This is a genomic window from Treponema endosymbiont of Eucomonympha sp., from assembly GCF_001028545.1.
Genome location: NZ_BBPW01000076.1, coordinates 1 through 4,020 on the forward strand (window position 1 = coordinate 1; position 4,020 = coordinate 4,020).

The window sequence follows — 4,020 nt, forward strand, 5'->3', positions numbered from 1 at the left end:
GCCGTAAGCCAGCATTGCGTCTCGCCTGTCGTGTCTCCGCAGGTCGGTAGCGTCCGGGCTTACCGTTTTTTAGCCGTTTTGCTGCCGTTTTTACGGTAAGTAAAGTAAACTTTTCCTAGGTAGTGTGGACTGGAAGGTAGAGGAACAAACACCTGACATGAATGGCGGCGATGAAGGAAGCGGTGAGCTTTGCATAGCGCGTAGCAATTCCCCGCCAGCGCTTGAGGGCACGGAAGACGTTTTCAATGACGTGCCGCGCCCGATACAGTTCATGACTGTACGCTCTTTGCTCTTTCCGGCTTTTAACCGGAGGGATGACTGCTGCTATATCCGCTTCTTTAAGCATATCGAGCAGTTCGTTCGTGTCATGCGCCTTGTCCGCAAGGAACGCTTCCGCCTCCAAATCCTCCATAAGGAGAGGCGCTTGATTACAATCCGCGACAGTACCGCTTGTCACAATGCCGCCTGCCGGTATCCCGTACTCGTCAACCACAAGGTGTAATTTGCTGTTTAGCCCCCTTTTGTGCGGCTGATATCCTCACCTGCCGCCTCGTGCGCCGCATGCGCTTTTATATACGCCGAATCTATCATACGGGTATCCCCGGCAGGCTCGCCTACTGCGGCGTCCGCCGGCGTTTTCCCTATTCCTTTGTCCCGCCGGCGGCAAAACCGCTTGTGCACGCTGTTCCGGTTCCCGAATTCGGGCAGCACGTCTCTCCGCGGAGCGCCCGTGCGTGTCTGCCACGCTGCCGCGTTGATAAACAGGCGGTTGTCTTTCGCCGCTCCCCTGTGCTTCCCTGCCTGTCCGGGCAGCAGGTCTTTTATCCGTTCCCGCGCCTCGTCGCTTATATCGTGCCGGTGAATGCCTTCATTTCTTTTCACGACGCAAGAAAAACCGAGTCTGTCGGTGCACCTCGCGATTTATACAATTCGTCTGCGTGCTCGTGTGCGGGAAACGCTCGTCGAGCAGATCGAGCAAGCCCAAGTCTTGTATGATAAATGCGTCATTTGACGCGGAGCGAGAAGCCGCCGATTCCAATATACGCGGCGTCTGCACCGTAGCTATAAGCGTACCGGAGTTTTTCGGGGGAACCGGCGAGGGACAAGCAGTTCGTCCGTCAAACCGACCCTGTCTGCGTTTCGGCTTCCTGCGTCTCGTTTCTAGCGGCACGGCGCTTTTGGAGCGCACGGTCAAGATTGTTAGCAAACAGCGTTAAATCTTTGCGAGAATACGTGTGCGTTTTTTCGGGAACGACACCTGTTTCAAACAGGTGCAGGTGAAAATTGCGGAGGGAAACCCGCTCCTGGACATTTTCGCTTGAATACTCAATGCCGCGATCGTTCAACACGGTGATGCGTTTTTCAACGAGCCGTGCGGCAAGCTGAATATCGCGCGTAACGGCAATATCATTTTCCGTGACATGCGCAACGATATACTCGTCCGCACTGCTTTCGTGTTTGCCAGTAACAATCATCGTGAATAGGTTGTTTGGAGGAATCGGAATGAGGCGGTTTGCGACAAACTTAAGCGGGATATACAGCCGATTCGCAAATCGTTCAATCATCTGACGGACCGGTATCGGGCAAGAATCTGCGTCAATCCAAATTGTCAAGTAGCGCCCGGTCAATTTTTTCTATCATCCTGAGCGTCAAACGCTCGGATTCAATTAAATCTTCGGTGAGAGGGATCTGTTTTGCGATTTGCGCCAGCTTTTTTTCTTTATACAATTCATCGCACAGCATAATGCCCGATAGAATGGCGACCTGCAATGAATTAGTTATCGTTGCTCCGGAACTGTTTTCAACAAGGTGTACCATTTTTTTATAGTTATCGAGCAAAAACTCCAAATGCTGACTGTCTTCCCTCGCTTCGACAGAGAAAAGTGCCCCAAGGACATCAATTCGCAAAACACCCATGTTCAGAATATATCAAACTGAGTTTCTGGAATGGGCTGACGCGCTATGCTTTCCGTGTTTGACGGCGTATCCGAATATTCTTGCGTATGCTCTGTCGTCGCAAATAATTCAGCGGAATGTTCCGCCGACTGATATTCCTGCGGTGTATTTACCGACGATTCGCCCGTAGATTCTGTCAGAATTTCTGAACCTCCCGGTGACTGAATAGCACCGAATTCTTGCGTTAAATCCGTTTCAATACACCCAACTGTTTCAAGCCGCTCAAGCGCATGAAGCAGACTTTGCTCAATTTGCGTTTGGTTGCCTTGGTATTCTGCGATTTTGCGGTGCAATACTTCTTTTTCGGCTTTGAGGTACTCGCAGTCCGTTTGAAGCTTTTTGTTTTCTTCCACAAGAACGCTAATTTTAGTTACCGCTAATTCAACTTTCTGGTCAAGAAGCTGAATCTGATTCAACGTAATCATATTATACCTCTGTTATGTATTTCTTTGCGATGTCAACAACTGCTTTAAACGCTGTAGTGTCCTCTATCGCCATATTTGATAATGCTTTTCGGTTGATTGCGATACCAGCTTTTGTGAGCCCCTCGACAAACCGCGAATAGGTTAATCCCTCCGCTCGTATCGCTGCGTTAAGGCGTATAATCCACAGCGAACGCATATCACCTTTTCGGTCACGCCGACTCACATACGCATGAACCAGCGCGTGGGTTACCGCCTCTTTTGCTGCCTTATAGTTTGTTCCACGCCGTCCGGTAAACCCTTTTGCCAGTTTTAAAATCTTGATGCGGCGGTTTTTTCGTTTTGTGCCGTCAGTCGCTCTTGGCATTTATTTCTCCTTAAAAAATCCTCTTATCCGTATGGCAACATCTGCTTTTGGATTTTCGCGGTATCTGCCTTGCTCAAAATTCCTGTGCCGCGAAGATGTCTTTTCCGTTTTGTAGTTTTTTTCGTTAGGATGTGACGAAGGTTCATTTTTTTGTACTTCACTTTTCCGCTACCGGTTAAACTAAATCGCTTTGCGGCAGAGCGTTTCGTTTTCATCTTAGGCATTTTGTACTCCCGCTTGTTTTTTCGACTTCGGACTCAGCATCATCGACATAAACTTACCTTCCATTATTGGCTGTTTTTCAACAACATATTCGCCTTCAATGCGTGTCAGAACTTTCTTAAGAACGTCTAGCCCCAACTCGGTGTGTGCAAGTTCGCGTCCGCGAAATCGAATCGTAACTTTTACCTTGTTACCTTCGTCCAAAAATTCTTTCGTGTGTTTTGCCTTGAAATCAATATCGCCTGCGCTAATTTTTGGCTGCATTCTGATTTCTTTTAATTTCGACTGTTTTTGTTTCTTTTTGGACTCCCGCTGTTTTTTTTCTAAATCAAAACAATACTTGCCGTAATCAAGTATCTTGCATACCGGAGGCTTTGCTTGCGGCGCAACTTCTACCAAGTCAAGCTGTCGCTCGCGAGCTATGTTGAACGCCTCCTGAGTGGATAAGATTCCCCCCGCATTGCCTTCATCATCAATTAACCGAACTTCCCGCACACGAATCTGTCCGTTGATTCGCAAATCTCTGTTATCCGCCAACGATACTCCTTAAATTATCGCCTTCAAAAGGTCATATATACTAAGCATATACTTTATCAAAAATAACTGCAATATGTCTAGTAGGCAAATTGTATTGTTAAGACAAGTATTTTTCTTTTCCAAATAAAGAACCCCCGCAGCAAGCTGTGGGATACCAGACCACAGAAAAAACTAAATAAAGCAAGCGTGATATAGCAAACAAATTTTTTGAATGCGAAGAGCAACGAAAGCAAGCCTCGCTTATAATATGGAGCGCGTCCATATTCTGGGAACGGGCATCCCCGTCAGTCGGAAAGAACCTTCTCGGCGGGCTCGTAAATGGAAAGTTCCGGTTAACCCTCTCGGCAGCTTCGTGCTTGATAACTCGACGGACGGGCACCCTAAAGCCGCTAGGCAGTGTGGACTGGATAGGGGAAAAGAGGTAAAATAGAAGCATGAAAAGAAATGAAGGCATTCACCGGCACGATATAAGCGACGAGGCGTGGGAACGGATAAAAGACCTGCTGCCCGGACAGG

General features: G+C 48.1%; 8 protein-coding genes and 1 pseudogene. All 9 read right to left on the minus strand.

Translation table 11 applies throughout. The features are described from left to right. Positions 1 to 115 precede the first annotated feature (115 nt). A complete protein-coding gene (locus tag AWU74_RS04260) occupies positions 116 to 493 on the minus strand; it encodes a transposase (RefSeq protein WP_162504792.1) in 378 nt (125 codons plus the stop codon). Positions 494 to 510: 17 nt separating this feature from the next. Further along, positions 511 to 882, minus strand: coding sequence for a transposase (locus AWU74_RS04265; protein WP_062327972.1), 372 nt, complete (start codon positions 880 to 882; stop codon positions 511 to 513). A gap of 22 nt (positions 883 to 904) precedes the next feature. Continuing rightward, a pseudogene (locus tag AWU74_RS12645) lies at positions 905 to 1,106 on the minus strand (hypothetical protein); the annotation flags it as partial. A gap of 12 nt (positions 1,107 to 1,118) precedes the next feature. Next, the gene (locus tag AWU74_RS04270) at positions 1,119 to 1,565 is read right to left on the minus strand and encodes a DUF188 domain-containing protein (RefSeq protein WP_059370975.1); all 447 of its coding nucleotides are present in this window, start codon (positions 1,563 to 1,565) and stop codon (positions 1,119 to 1,121) included. Positions 1,566 to 1,596: 31 nt separating this feature from the next. Continuing rightward, on the minus strand, positions 1,597 to 1,917 hold the full coding sequence (zapA, locus tag AWU74_RS04275) for a cell division protein ZapA (protein ID WP_059370772.1): 321 nt from the start codon (positions 1,915 to 1,917) through the stop codon (positions 1,597 to 1,599). 2 nt (positions 1,918 to 1,919) lie between these two features. Further along, a complete protein-coding gene (locus AWU74_RS04280) occupies positions 1,920 to 2,381 on the minus strand; it encodes a hypothetical protein (protein ID WP_059370817.1) in 462 nt (153 codons plus the stop codon). Position 2,382: 1 nt separating this feature from the next. Continuing rightward, the gene (rplT, locus tag AWU74_RS04285; RefSeq protein WP_059370279.1) at positions 2,383 to 2,745 is read right to left on the minus strand and encodes a 50S ribosomal protein L20; all 363 of its coding nucleotides are present in this window, start codon (positions 2,743 to 2,745) and stop codon (positions 2,383 to 2,385) included. A 23-nt stretch (positions 2,746 to 2,768) separates the two neighbouring features. After that, positions 2,769 to 2,969, minus strand: a complete 201-nt coding sequence (rpmI, locus tag AWU74_RS04290) for a 50S ribosomal protein L35 (protein WP_059370277.1) — start codon at positions 2,967 to 2,969, stop codon at positions 2,769 to 2,771. After that, positions 2,962 to 3,504: a translation initiation factor IF-3 gene (infC, locus tag AWU74_RS04295; protein ID WP_062327974.1), complete on the minus strand. Its 543-nt coding sequence runs from the start codon at positions 3,502 to 3,504 to the stop codon at positions 2,962 to 2,964. The genes rpmI and infC overlap by 8 nt, the downstream gene beginning before the upstream one ends. Positions 3,505 to 4,020: the final 516 nt, after the last annotated feature.

What these genes read in the sequence shown, in the direction of transcription:
- zapA (WP_059370772.1), bottom strand. Translation starts at nt 1,917, where the DNA reads ATGGGTGTTTTGCGAATTGATGTCCTTGGGGCACTTTTCTCTGTCGAA.
- rpmI (WP_059370277.1), bottom strand. Translation starts at nt 2,969, where the DNA reads ATGCCTAAGATGAAAACGAAACGCTCTGCCGCAAAGCGATTTAGTTTA.
- AWU74_RS04270 (WP_059370975.1), bottom strand. Translation starts at nt 1,565, where the DNA reads ATGATTGAACGATTTGCGAATCGGCTGTATATCCCGCTTAAGTTTGTC.
- AWU74_RS04280 (WP_059370817.1), bottom strand. Translation starts at nt 2,381, where the DNA reads ATGATTACGTTGAATCAGATTCAGCTTCTTGACCAGAAAGTTGAATTA.
- rplT (WP_059370279.1), bottom strand. Translation starts at nt 2,745, where the DNA reads ATGCCAAGAGCGACTGACGGCACAAAACGAAAAAACCGCCGCATCAAG.